General features: G+C 67.2%; 9 protein-coding genes. 7 read left to right on the top strand and 2 right to left on the bottom strand.

Annotated elements, in window-relative coordinates; all coding sequences use genetic code 11:
• The first annotated feature begins 202 nt into the window (after positions 1-202).
• The 4 genes from lpdA to CXZ05_RS12925 all read left to right on the top strand — a co-directional run bounded on the left by lpdA (position 203) and on the right by CXZ05_RS12925 (position 4,573).
• Positions 203-1,585: a dihydrolipoyl dehydrogenase gene (gene lpdA / locus CXZ05_RS12940; protein ID WP_102973012.1), complete on the top strand. Its 1,383-nt coding sequence runs from the start codon at positions 203-205 to the stop codon at positions 1,583-1,585.
• A gap of 117 nt (positions 1,586-1,702) precedes the next feature.
• Positions 1,703-3,469, top strand: a complete 1,767-nt coding sequence (sucB, locus tag CXZ05_RS12935; RefSeq protein ID WP_102973011.1) for a 2-oxoglutarate dehydrogenase, E2 component, dihydrolipoamide succinyltransferase — start codon at positions 1,703-1,705, stop codon at positions 3,467-3,469.
• Positions 3,470-3,600: 131 nt separating this feature from the next.
• Entirely contained in the window at positions 3,601-3,951 is a 351-nt protein-coding gene (locus tag CXZ05_RS12930; protein ID WP_102973010.1) for a hypothetical protein, read from the top strand.
• 193 nt (positions 3,952-4,144) lie between these two features.
• Positions 4,145-4,573: an OsmC family protein gene (locus CXZ05_RS12925; protein WP_102973009.1), complete on the top strand. Its 429-nt coding sequence runs from the start codon at positions 4,145-4,147 to the stop codon at positions 4,571-4,573.
• 100 nt (positions 4,574-4,673) lie between these two features.
• Here CXZ05_RS12925 and CXZ05_RS12920 read toward each other — a convergent pair whose 3' ends face one another.
• The gene (locus CXZ05_RS12920) at positions 4,674-8,246 is read right to left on the bottom strand and encodes a S41 family peptidase (protein ID WP_102973008.1); all 3,573 of its coding nucleotides are present in this window, start codon (positions 8,244-8,246) and stop codon (positions 4,674-4,676) included.
• Positions 8,247-8,319: 73 nt separating this feature from the next.
• Between CXZ05_RS12920 and CXZ05_RS12915 the strand changes: the two genes are divergently transcribed.
• A complete protein-coding gene (locus CXZ05_RS12915) occupies positions 8,320-9,213 on the top strand; it encodes a TIGR01777 family oxidoreductase (protein ID WP_102973007.1) in 894 nt (297 codons plus the stop codon).
• Positions 9,214-9,234: 21 nt separating this feature from the next.
• Here CXZ05_RS12915 and CXZ05_RS12910 read toward each other — a convergent pair whose 3' ends face one another.
• On the bottom strand, positions 9,235-11,109 hold the full coding sequence (locus CXZ05_RS12910; protein ID WP_258006574.1) for a protein kinase: 1,875 nt from the start codon (positions 11,107-11,109) through the stop codon (positions 9,235-9,237).
• 162 nt (positions 11,110-11,271) lie between these two features.
• Between CXZ05_RS12910 and lipB the strand changes: the two genes are divergently transcribed.
• Positions 11,272-11,940 (top strand): lipoyl(octanoyl) transferase LipB, encoded by a 669-nt coding sequence (gene lipB, locus CXZ05_RS12905; protein ID WP_102973006.1) that lies wholly within the window; start codon positions 11,272-11,274, stop codon positions 11,938-11,940.
• Positions 11,937-12,752, top strand: an 816-nt coding sequence (locus CXZ05_RS12900) for a lipoyl synthase (protein ID WP_102973005.1), incomplete at its 3' end; no start/stop codon positions are given. The genes lipB and CXZ05_RS12900, both read left to right, overlap by 4 nt.

Raw genomic sequence — 12,752 nt, 5'->3', positions numbered from 1 at the left:
CGCCACACAGTCGCGTGACACTCGACACAAGCGCTCCACAAAAGCACCGGCAAGGTGGAGCATGGATAAGTGGTTCGCTAAGGTGAACCACGGTAGTCACAAATGAAAGGGAAATGGCCTGCTGGCATAATCACGGCAGAGCAATTTCCAAGACCAGATGATGCGTACTCTCGTGTCATCGTTCACGCGAGGGAGCGTCTAAGTGGCCGATCAGGCAACTGCGCAAGAATTCGACATCCTGGTACTCGGTGGTGGCAGCGGCGGGTACGCCACGGCTCTCCGGGCCGTTCAGCTTGGCTTCACCGTTGGCCTCGTGGAGAAGGGCAAGCTCGGCGGTACCTGCCTCCACAACGGCTGCATCCCCACCAAGGCGCTGCTGCACTCGGCCGAACTGGCAGACCACGCCCGCGACTCCGCCAAGTACGGCGTGAACGTCACCCTGGACAGCATCGACATCACCGCTGTCAACGCTTACAAAGACGGCATCATCGCGGGCAAGTTCAAGGGCCTGCAGGGCCTGATCAAGTCCAAGGGCATCACCGTCATCGAAGGTGAAGGCAAGCTGCAGGGCACCGACACCGTCGTCGTGAACGGCACGGCCTACAAGGGCAAGAACATCGTTCTCGCCACGGGCTCCTACTCCCGCTCCCTGCCGGGCCTGGAAATCGGCGGCAAGGTCATCACCTCCGACGAAGCCCTGAAGATGGAAAACATCCCCAAGAGCGTCATCATCCTGGGCGGCGGCGTGATCGGCGTCGAGTTCGCTTCGGTCTGGAAGTCCTTCGGCGTCGACGTCACCATCGTTGAGGGCCTGCCGTCGCTGGTCCCGAACGAGGACGCAGCGATCGTCAAGAACTTTGAGCGTGCCTTCAAGAAGCGCGGCATCAAGTTCTCCACCGGTGTCTTCTTCCAGGGCGTCGAACAGAACAACGACGGCGTCAAGGTCACCCTGGTTGACGGCAAGACCTTCGAAGCCGAGCTGCTCCTCGTGGCTGTCGGCCGCGGACCGGTCACCGCCAACCTAGGCTACGAAGAGGCCGGCATCACCATCGACCGCGGCTTCGTCATCACCAACGAACGCCTGCACACGGGCGTGGGCAACGTATACGCCGTCGGCGACATTGTCCCCGGCGTCCAGCTCGCCCACCGCGGCTACCAGCAGGGCATCTTCGTGGCCGAGGAAATTGCCGGCCTGAAGCCCGTCATCGTCGAGGATGTCAACATCCCCAAGGTGACCTACGCCGAGCCCGAGATCGCCACCGTCGGCTACACCGAAAAGGCCGCGAAGGAAAAGTTCGGCGACGACCAGGTGGAGACCCAGGAGTACAACCTGGCCGGCAACGGCAAGAGCTCCATCCTCGGCACCGGCGGCCTCGTGAAGCTGGTCCGCCAGAAGGACGGCCCCGTGGTGGGCGTCCACATGCTCGGCTCGCGCATGGGCGAGCAGATCGGTGAAGCACAGCTGATCGTGAACTGGGAGGCCTACCCGGAGGATGTGGCCCAGCTGCTGCACGCCCACCCGACCCAGAACGAGGCCCTGGGCGAGGCCAACCTTGCCCTCGCCGGCAAAGCCCTGCACGGCTAATTCGTTCCGCAAGACAATCAGGGCCTGGTGCACCCGGCTCCAACAGCCGCGTGCACCAGGCCCGAACAATGCAGCAACCATCCGCACTTTAGATCAATAAAGGAGAACGGGGACGACATGTCTGAATCCGTTAACTTGCCCGCCCTCGGTGAGAGCGTCACCGAAGGAACTGTCACCCGCTGGCTCAAGCAGGTAGGTGACCGGGTAGAGGTGGACGAACCGCTGCTCGAGGTTTCCACCGACAAAGTAGACACTGAAATCCCCTCTCCGATCGCCGGCGTGATCGAGGAAATCCTCGTGGCCGAAGATGAGACCGCTGAAGTTGGCGCGCCGCTGGTGCGCATCGGTGACGGCTCGGGCGGCGGCGCTGCCGAAGAGGCACCCGCAGCAGCTCCTGCCGAAGAGGCACCTGCAGCAGCCCCCGCAGCACCCGCCGAAGAGGCACCCGCTGCAGCACCGGCCCAGGAAGCACCGGCCCAGGAAGCACCTGCCGCGGAAGCAGCACCCGCCTCCTCCGGCGAAGGCCACGAGGTCACTCTGCCGGCACTTGGCGAGAGCGTCACCGAAGGCACCGTCACCCGCTGGCTCAAGGCCATTGGCGACACCGTTGAGGTTGATGAGCCGCTGCTCGAGGTCTCCACCGACAAGGTGGACACCGAGATCCCGTCCCCCGTGGCCGGCACGCTGCAGGAAATCCGCGTCAGCGAGGACGAGACCGCCGAAGTTGGCTCTGTCCTCGCCGTCATCGGCTCCGGCGCCGCTGCTCCTGCTGCGGCTCCCGAAAAGCCCGCCGAGGCTCCCGCCGCCCCGGTAGCGGAACAGCCCGCCCCGGCAGCCGAGAAGCCCGCCGCTGCCCCCGCTCCACAGGCAGCTCCCGCTCCCCAGGCAGCGCCCGCGCCGCAAGCTGCACCGGCTGCCCAGGCAGCACCCGCTCCGCAGGCCGCTCCGGCCGCAGGCGGCGATTCCGGCTACGTCACTCCCCTGGTCCGCAAGCTCGCCAACCAGCACGGCGTGGACATCGCCTCCGTCTCGGGCACGGGCGTCGGCGGCCGCATCCGCAAGCAGGACGTCCTGGCCGCTGCCGAATCCAAGGCCGCTCCGGCAGCCGCAGCGCAGGCAGCGCCTGCCGCATCCGCAGCTCCGTCGGCCGCAGCGTCCTCGCTGCGCGGCACCGTGAAGAAGGCGCCGCGGATCCGCCAGGTCATCGCCCGCCGCATGCGTGAGTCGCTGGATGTTTCCACCCAGCTGACCCAGGTGCACGAAGTGGACATGACCAAGGTGGCCAAGCTCCGCCTCAAGGCCAAGAACTCGTTCCAGGCCCAGAACGGCGTCAAGCTCACCTTCCTGCCCTTCATCGCCAAGGCCGTGGCCGAGGCCCTCAAGCAGCACGCCACGCTCAACGCTGCGTACGACGAGGACAAGCAGGAAATCACGTACCACAACGCCGAGCACCTGGCGATCGCCGTCGACACTGACAAGGGCCTGCTGGTTCCGGTCATCTCCGACGCCGGAAGCCTGAACCTCGCCGGCCTGGCCGGCAAGATCGCCGACGTCGCGGACCGCACCCGCAACGGCAAGATCGGCCCGGACGAGCTGTCCGGCGGTACGTTCAGCATCACCAACATCGGTTCCGTCGGTGCGCTGTTCGACACCCCGATCATCAACCAGCCGCAGGTCGGCATCCTGGGCACCGGTGCGATCGTCAAGCGCCCCGTGGTGGTCCAGGACGAGAACGGTGACGACTCGATCGCCATCCGCTCCATGATGTACCTGTCCCTCACCTACGACCACCGCCTGGTGGACGGTGCGGACGCTGGCCGCTTCCTGCAGACGCTGAAGGCCCGCCTCGAAGAGGGCGCGTTCGAAGCCGACCTGGGACTCTAGGCTCCAGCCTTTCGACGGCGGCGGCTGTCCGGCTCCGGGTGGGAAACCACCGGAGTTCCGGGCGGCCGCCGCTTCTTTTTAAGGGCTGTGTCTTACTACGGCGTGTAGAAGGATCTGGCTAGACTGGTGCCATGAACATCGTCTATAACGTCATGGTCTTCCTGCACATCGTCGGCGCCGCCATGATCGTCGGCATCTGGATCGGCAATATGAAGAAGCCGACCGTCCATCCCCGGCAGTTCGACGGCGCGGCACTCCAGCTCCTCACCGGCATCGTGATGATGGGCCTGATCCCCGCGCTCGACATGGACGCCAACTACGCCAAGCTGGGCATCAAGTTCGCCGTCGCCCTGGTCGTCGGCGTTCTGGCCTTCATCGGCCGCCGCAAGTACAAGAAGGGCGAGCCGATCTCCACAGGCCTTGCCCACAGCGTCGGCGGGCTGGCACTGCTGAACGTCGCTATCGCGACGCTCTGGCGGTAACCGCCCTCTGCCATGCCAACGACGACGGCGACGCCCCCTTGGGAGGGGGCGTCGCCGTCGTCGTTTTGGCGCGTCCGGTCATAATCCTCTGACAGCGGACAACCCGTGCACCCGCGCCCGCTAATCCATAGGATTATGCAGGAAGGTCCGGGCGTCAGCCTGGCCATGATTGATCCCAAGCTAAGGAGTGGAAATGGCAGCAACACGTACCGCACACACTGTATGGAACGGCGACCTGATTACGGGTGCCGGCAATACCACACTCGACAGTTCCGGACTGGGCACCTACGAGGTCACCTGGAAGGCCCGCACCGAGGCCTCAGAAGGCAAGACCAGCCCCGAAGAGCTGATCGCCGCAGCCCACTCCGCCTGCTTCTCCATGGCCTTCAGCCACGCACTGGCACAGGCCGGCCACACGCCGGAAGAGGTGCACACCAAGGCGGACGTCACGTTCCAGCCGGGCACCGGCATCACCGGCAGCCACCTGACCCTCAACGCCAAGGTCCCCGGCATTACCGAAGATGAATTCCAGAAGATCGCAGCGGAAGCCAAGGTCGGCTGCCCTGTCTCCGGTGCCCTCGCCAGCATCGACATCACCCTGGACGCCACGCTGGCTTCCTAGCCCTAAAGCCCGAAGGCCCTGTTCCCGCTGGTGAATCCAGTCGGGAACAGGGCCTTCGTGCTTTTCCGGAGTGCCGCCGGCTTACGCCGGCGGCACCGCGCTACGCCTTGCTGTGGCGGCGGGCCGGCAGCGGCTCCGGGCGCAGCCGGCGGTAGCCCTCGCGGGCCGGCGGCCGGTCCGTGGGGAGCTCCTGCACCATCTCCTTCAGCGCCGTGATGCCGGACTCCAGCTGCGGGTCCCGGCGGGCAGCGTAGGCGTGCGGCGGGAACGTCACTTCGATGTCCGGAGCCACTCCGTGGTTTTCGACGCTCCAGCCCACGCCGCCGCCGAACCATGTGGCGTAGCGGGGCTGGGTAACGCCTGTCCCGTCGGCCAGCGTGAAGCGGTTGTCGATGCCGACGACGCCGCCCCAGGTGCGGGTGCCGATCACCGGTCCGATGCCACGCAGCTTCGAGACCTGCGTGATGATGTCGCCATCGGAACCGGCAAATTCATCGGCCAGAATGATGACCGGACCGCGCGGCGCGTGGTGCGGATAGGTCCGGGGCTTTTCGCCGCGGGGCATGCTCCAGCCCGTCACCTTCCGACCGATCAGTTCGGCCACGAGCTGGGAGGTGTGCCCGCCGCGGTTGCGGCGAACGTCCACGATCAGGCCGTCAAGCGCAGTCTCGGTGTCCAGGTCCCGGTGGAGCTGCGCCCAGCCGTTGGCCAGCATGTCCGGGATATGCAGGTAACCGAACTTGCCGTCCGACGCTTCGCGTACCGTGCGGCGGTTGGCATTCACCCAGTCCTGGTACCGGAGCCGTTCCTCATCCCTGATGGGGACGACGGCGATCCTCCGCTGGGCCCCGGCAGCAGGGCCGTGGCCGGCGCCGTTGCGGATGGTCAGTTCCACAGCCCGCCCCGCCGCGCCCACCAGCTGCATGGCCGGGGTCAGCGACTCCGTAAGGCGCACGCCGTCGATTGCCAGCAGGACGTCCCCGGCCTTCGCGTCCGCGCCCGGCCGGGTCAGCGGCGAGGTGGCCAGCGGGTCCGACGATTCGCCGGCGAGGATGCGCTCGATTTCCCAGCCCTCGCCATTGAACGCGAGGTCGGCACCCAGCCGGCCCTGGCCGTTGCTGCCGTTTTCGGTGGCTGCCGCCGGGCGGACGTAGGCGTGGGACGTGCCGAGCTCGCCATGCAGCTCCCACAGCAGGTCCACCAGGTCGTCATGCGATCCGAGCCGCTCCACCAGCGGACGGTAGCGGGCGTGGATGGAGTCCCAGTCCTGGCCCGCCATGTCCTCGGTCCAGAAGAAGTCGCGCTGCAGCCGCCATGCCTCGTCGAAGGCCTGGGCCCAGACGCTCAGCGGATCCATCAGGACGCGGATGCGGGTGAGGTCCACCTTGACCAGCTGGCCGGAGTCCTCGTCGGCTTTGGTGTCGGAGGGCACCACCCGGACCTGCTTGTCGTGGACCAGGACCACCTTCTTGCCGTCGCCGGACAGGCGGTAGCTGTCCAGGGAGTCCACGAGGGTGGTGCTTTTGCGCTTGGCCAGGTCGAAGCGGACCAGGCTCGGGGCGGCGTTCTTGTCCTCCAGGCTGGCCCTGCCCTCCCCGGTGACGCCGGCGAGGGCGCTGTCGAGCCACAGCAGCGCACCGTCGGCGGCGGTCAGGGCCGAGTAGTTGCCCTGCGGAACCGGGACGCTGATGACCCGGTGGGCGAGGCCTTCGGCGTCAACCTTCACGGCGGCCGGCGCCGTCTCTCCTCCGGCGGCTGCACCGGGCTTGGCTGCATCAGACTGTGAGGTACCGGACTGGGATGCGCTGCCGTCCGCCAAGGCGACGCTGGGGCCGAACGGCGAAGCGGTGTCCGCCGCCAGTGCCACGAGGTAGGGCTTGATCGGGCTGGGGAAGGACAGGTCAAAGGAATGGCCGTCATAAACCGGATCGAAACTGCGGTTGGAGAGGAAGGCCAGGAACTTGCCGTCCGGGGAGAACGACGGCGATTCGTCCCGGAAGCGCCCGTCCGTCACCTCCACAATGGCCGGCTCCTCCGCAGCTGCGGCGCGGACCACCCGCAGGCGGCTGCGTGACCCGAAGGACGTCACCGGTTCAGACCAGGACAGCCAGGCGGAGTCCGGCGACCAGGCGAGGTCCTCAATGCTGCCCTCGCCAATGCTGGTTACCGCCGTCAGTGCCCCGTCCTGGGCGTTAGCGATGTACAGGTCGCCAAAGGCGGTCCCGATCGCAATCCAGCGGCCGTCGGGGCTGGCTTCGATCGCGCTGGCGCGTGAAGGCCTGGGGAACCGGACTGTGAGCGGGCTTGGATCGGCCGCAACGGTGCCAGTTGCCTGGCCGGCAGTGGTTTCGGTTGCTGCCTCGGCAGGTGCGAGGTCGGCCGCAGCGTCATCGGCCACCGGGTGGGTGGTGCGGGGCCCCGCGACGCCGGCGGCGGAAACAGGGCTGGGCAGCGGAACTGCCGGAGCCGCAGCTTCCGGCTGATCCCCAGCGGGTGCACTGTCCGGGGCAGCGCTGTCAGCGCCGTTGCCCTTGGCTGCTGTCACGGCCTTTGCTGCCCGGACTGCTCCGTCGTGTGCCGGGACCTGCGGGGCGATTTCCCTGATGAACAGGGCTTCGTCGCCGTCGTGATCTGCCACGTAGGCGATGCGGCCGTCGGGAAGAGGACGCGGCAGGCGGGCGCGCACGCCAGCCGTTGCCTCGACCACGCGTGACGGGCCGTCCTTGTGCCGGAGCCAGTGGATTGTTCCGTGGGCCTCCACAGCACTGGCTTCCCCCGCGGTGTCCGGCCGGACGTCCCCGAGGTGCTTGGAGACCTTGAGGAGCGAGGGACGGCGGCCCTGGGACGCCGATCCGAGCGTTATCTCCAGCCGGACGGCCTCGGACCCAAGGTCATGCAGGAGCCAGAGCTCACCGGCCGATTCGAAGATGACGCGTTTGCCGTCCGTGGAGGCGTGGCGGACGTAGAAGTCCTCGTGGTCGGTGTGCCGCCGCAGGTCCCCGCCGCCGGGCAGGACCGAGTACAGGTTGCCGTAGCCTTCGTGGTCTGAGAGGAAGGCGATGCGCCCGTCTACCCACATGGGGTCAGCCAGGTTGCCGTCCAGTTCCGGCAGGAACCGCTCAAACTCGCCGTTTCCGTCACCGTCGATCCAGAGCTTGCCCGCGGTGCCGCCACGGTAGCGCTTCCACCAGGCAGGTTCGCGGGACAGCACACTGCCCACCACTACCGGCTTTTCGTCCCCGAGTTCCGGACCGAACGCCACGGACTCGACCGGCCCCAGCGGGAGCTCCTCGGCCCAGCCGCCCTCCGTGGACAGCCGGTAAGCGTACGTGTGGCGGCTCTCGGCCTGGCGGAACGCACTCGTGACCACGATGTCCCCGGCAGGGGTAAAGCCCTTGACCCGAGTGGTGCTGTGCCCGAAGAAAGTCAGCTGGCGGTATCCCCCGCCGTCGACGTCAGCGATGACCACCTCGGGGGCCGTCCCCTGCACGACGGTCCAGACCAGCTTCGTTCCGTCTGGCGTAAAGCGCGGGTTGCGGGCCGGCAGCTGGAGCGAGGAAACACGCCAGGCGCGCCCGCCGCTGACGGGTGCAATCCAGACGTCGTCCTCGGCCACAAACGTGACCAGATCGCCGTGAACATGAGGGAACCGGAGGTAACTCGAAGAGGTCATCGTTCGATCATAGTCAACGGGACATGAGCCATCGGGGAGGTGCCCTGCCGTGCCGGACATGGTGAGATGGATCATGCGCATCGTCATGGCCGGCGCCTCCGGGCTCATTGGAACCGCACTCTCCTCCCGCCTCACCTCGGACGGGCACGACGTCGTCCGGCTGGTAAGGCGGCCGCCGTCGTCGCCGTCGGAAATCCCTTGGGATCCCGCCACCGGAACCCTGGACCCGGCTTCCCTTGAGGGAGCCGACGCCGTCATCAATCTTTCCGGCGCGAACATCGGCGCCAAGCCATGGACACCGCATCGGATCGATGAGCTGTTCCGGTCACGCCTGGATCCCACGCGGACGCTTACCTCGGCCATGCGCCGCCTCGACTCGCCACCCGCTACCTTCATCAGCCAGTCCGGGGCCGGCTATTACGGCGACGCCGGGCACTCCCAGCTAACGGAGAACTCCCCCGCCGGGCAGGGCATCATGGCGCGCATCTGCGTCGAGTGGGAAACGGCAGCCCACGAGGCCCCGTCCGGAGTCCGGGTTGTGACCCCGCGGACCGCAGTGGTGCTGAGCAGGTCGGGCGGTGCCCTGGGACGCCTGCTGCCCCTGCTGCGGGCAGGCATTGGCGGTCCGCTGGGCAACGGCCGGCAGTACTGGCCGTGGATCACCCTCCCCGACCTCACCTCAGTGTTCGGGTTCCTCCTCACATCCGGGAATTCAGGCCCCGTAAATGTTGCGGCACCGGAAGCCACGGACGTGAACACCCTCGTGGCCGGGCTGGCAAAGGCGCTTCACCGCCCTGCGCTGCTGCGCGCGCCGGCCCCGGCGCTGCGCCTCGTCATGGGCAAGCTGGCCGACGAACTCCTGCTCGCCAGCCAGCGGATCGAGCCCACACTGCTCAGGGACAGCGGGTTCACGTGGGACCATCCGTCGGTGGCGTTAGCAGCCGGGTGGGTGGCCGGCGAAAAGTAGCCGTTCGGTTCAGTTGATGATTCAGTCCGCCCGCAGGATGTCCGCAATGCGCCACCGTCCCTCCACCTGGACCAGAACCAGCCGTAGCCTAATACCCTGCTGCCGCGCTCCTGTGGCCACGACGGCGCCTCCGGCCGATCGCTCCTCATAGGCCGAGGTCGATGACGTCACCGCCACCACTGCCCTCGCAGGCGTGCTTTCGGGCAGGCGGCGCGCACCGGACAGGCTCGTGGTGAACCCGGCCAGCACTGTCCCGGCTTCCTCCAGCCCGGCGCGGATCCGTCTGTCTGCGGCCCGGGCCGGGGTGTTCGGGGCGTTAACCTCATCGAGCAGGTGCAGCATGCCCTCCCGCAGCGCCAGCGAACGAAGCTGCGCCAGTCCGAGGACCGCCTCCGCCGGATCCTTTGCCGCGAGCCGCCGCCGGACATCATTCGGCACGCCGGAACCTTGCGGGGAACCGGGGCTGCCCGCCGGGAGGACTGCTTCCCGCGCCGCTGGACCCGGCTGCTGGGCCGCCTGGCCCGACTCCTGCGCCACCCCTGGCAGCCCCAGAAGCACGGCACCGGTAAGCACCGCTGCCGTGAGCACGCTGCCAGCCACTGCCAGACGGCGGCTGCTTTGCGTCGCCGTCCTGTGCCTGGCCGCCGCGTGCCTGACAGCGGCGTGCCGGACCGCCGCGTGACTGGCAGCGGTTTGCCGGACCCCCGCGTGCCTGACAGCGTTCCTGTCTCCGGCATGCCTGACAGCCGCTTGTGGTAGGGACGCAACCGTTCCCGCCGGCGCTGCACGCGGTGATAGCCGGCCCGGGGACCTGCCCCATCCCGTGGTCTTCAGCCGCCTTCGCCAGGTGAACAGGCGCTTCCTCAGCCGTCCGCCGGATGGCGGGACGGGCCGACGCGTCAGCAACTCGGGCAGGACGGTGTCATGGACCGAGCGGGACAGGTCCACAGGTGCTGCGGCCGCGCTGCGGTACACAGCCGTGGCAAGCTCGGCAGCCGCCGGACGCTGCCGCCGGTCATCGCTGAGCCCCGCCTCGAGCGCCGCTGCCAGCTCCGCCGGCACGTCCGGGACAAGCAGGGAGAGGGGTGGTCTGGCCGCGGATGGCGGAGGGGGCTGTCCGGTCAGGCAGTACCAGCCCAAGGCAGCGGCTGCATAGACGTCGCGCTCCGGCTGCAGTCCGGCCCGGACCGCGTCCACCGGAGCCGGATCAGCGAAGCCGTCGGTGTGCAGATCCGGAACGCCGGAAGCGTCCCCCACCATCCGGGCCACGCCGAGGTCTGCCAGCAGGGGCTTTCCATGGGCGGTGAAGAGTACATTGCCGGGTGCGACGTCCGAGTGCGTGAAGCCCTTTCCGTGCAGATAGCTCAAGACCTGCGCGATCGGCGTCAGGACCGTGACCGTCTCGCCCACACTCAGGGTGCCCCTCGCCGCGACCAGCTGCTGGAGCGAGCCGCCGGCCGCGTAGTCCATCAGCAGGCCGAAGCTGCCCTCTTCGGGTTCACCCGTCCGGCCGGGTTTATCGGTCCTGACCACGCCATAGGCCTTGACCAGGTGCTCGTGGTCAAGCACGGACATGACCAGGAGTTCCCGGCGGACATCCTCCTCCCGTGTCACAGCAGGCCGTGAGTCCGCAGCGCCTGATTCAACACTGCCCGGCGGGCGGCCGAAGCACTTCAGCGCAAGCTTCACGCCGGTGGTGTCCTGCGAAACCAGCCACACTTCCGCGCTGCCGCCACGGCCAAGCCGGCGGCATACGGAGTAGCCCTGGACGGCAGGTGCCGCGCCCCCGGGACCGTGCATGTTCGCGTTCTGGTTTTCCAGGCTGTGGTTTTCCAGGCTGTGGTTTTCCAGGCTGTGGTTTTCCAGGCTGTGGCTTCCCAAGCTGTGCTGGTCCATGGCTTAAGGAATACCGGAAACCTGTAATTCCTGCAGAAGTTATCCACAGGCAGGCATGGGCCCTCCGCCGTCCTCGGGAATGGCGCGGAATGTGACCGGAGAGGCATGAGAGGTTCGGCACACTATCGGGCAGGACGCCGGCCGAGGTCTAAGCTGGAACGCATGACTCTTGAGTTCACAAAGCTCGGTCTTGCCCCGGATTTCGTTGATTACAGCCACGCTTGGGACCTCCAGCGCGAAATCCATGAAAATGTTCTGGCCGGCAAGGCCCCCAGTACGGTACTCCTCCTGGAACATGCCGCCGTCTACACGGCCGGAAAACTGACGGAGGATCACGAGCGGCCCTTCGACGGCACCCCCGTCGTTCCGGTGGACCGCGGCGGCAAACTCACGTGGCACGGGCCGGGCCAGCTCATCGGATACCCGATTATCAAGCTGAAGAACAAGGCCGGCATCCGCGACTACGTGGAGCGTCTGGAGGCCGTGATCATCGCCGTACTCGCGGACTATGGCATCGCGGCGGTCCGGATCAAGGGGCGTGCGGGCGTCTGGATCGAAGAGGATGCCAAGGGCCCCGCCCGTAAGATCGCCGCCATCGGCATCCGGGTCAGCCAGGGGGTGACCATGCACGGCTTCGCCATCAACTGCAACAACGACCTCGCTCCCTACGGCCAGATCATCGCCTGCGGGATCACCGATGCCGGTGTGACCACCATCGCCGCGGAAACGGGCCGCGACGTGTCTCCGGCCGATCTCGTTTCGCGGATCACCGAAGAACTGCGCAACAATGAAGACGCCCTAGTTGCAACCCCCGAAGGAGCACTCCTGTGACACTGGCACCAGAAGGCCGGAAAATGCTGCGGATCGAGCAGCGCAATGCGGCCACCCCGGTGGAACGCAAACCGGACTGGATCAAGGCCAAGGTCCAGATGGGCCCGGAATTTGTCCAGCTCAAGAACCTGGTCAAGAAAGAAGGCCTGCACACCGTCTGCGAAGAGGCCGGCTGCCCCAACATCTTCGAATGCTGGGAAGACAAGGAAGCCACCTTCCTGATCGGCGGCTCCGAATGCACCCGCCGCTGCGACTTCTGCCAGATCGACACCGGCAAACCCTCCCCCGTGGACCGGTTCGAACCCACCAAGGTGGCCCGCTCCGTCCAGGCCATGCAGCTGCGCTACGCCACGGTCACCGGCGTCGCCCGTGACGACCTCGAGGACGAAGGCGTCTGGCTCTACGCCGAAACGGTCCGCAAGATCCACGAACTGAACCCCGGCACCGGCGTCGAACTCCTCATCCCGGACTTCTCCGGCAAACCCGAACACATCGCCGCGATCTGCGACTCCAAACCCGAGGTGTTCGCGCACAACGTCGAGACCGTGCCGCGGATCTTCAAAAGGATCCGGCCCGCGTTCCGCTACGAACGCTCCCTGGACGTCATCACCCAGGGCCGGAACCTGGGCATGGTCACCAAGTCCAACCTCATCCTGGGCATGGGCGAAACCCGCGAAGAGATCTCCGAGGCCCTGCGCGACCTGCACCAGGCCGGCTGCGACCTGATCACCATCACCCAGTACCTGCGCCCCTCCGAACGCCACCTCCCCGTGGACCGCTGGGTCAAGCCGCAGGAATTCGTGGACCTCCAG

Origin of the sequence: Arthrobacter sp. AFG20 (assembly GCF_002892795.1) — a bacterium.
Taxonomy (GTDB): domain Bacteria; phylum Actinomycetota; class Actinomycetes; order Actinomycetales; family Micrococcaceae; genus Arthrobacter.
This window is presented reverse-complemented; position numbering and strand designations above follow the sequence as displayed.